We start from the raw sequence: 230 nt of genomic DNA on the forward strand, positions 1-230 counted from the left end.
GCTTCTACGAAGAAAAGGATGCGATCGGTAAACGCTACAGAAGACAGGACGCCATCGGCACACCGTATTGCATCACGATCGATCACCAGACGCTGGAAGACGACACCGTCACCATTCGCGACCGCGACACCATGAAACAAGAGCGTGTAAAGGTTGCCGAGCTAAAGGCCAAGCTGATCGACGCCTGCTCGATCAACAACCTGCTGCGGAAGATCTGATCGGTCTTACCT

Annotated in this window: 1 protein-coding gene; it reads left to right on the plus strand. The window is 53.9% G+C overall.

Annotated features, from left to right (window positions below):
• The coding region (locus KK062_RS30630) for a His/Gly/Thr/Pro-type tRNA ligase C-terminal domain-containing protein (protein ID WP_254088165.1) at positions 1-218 on the plus strand (218 nt) is incomplete at its 5' end.
• Between the last annotated feature and the right edge of the window lie 12 nt (positions 219-230).

Source organism: Dawidia cretensis (assembly GCF_018598175.1).
Taxonomy (GTDB): Bacteria; Bacteroidota; Bacteroidia; order Cytophagales; family Cyclobacteriaceae; genus Ohtaekwangia; species Ohtaekwangia cretensis.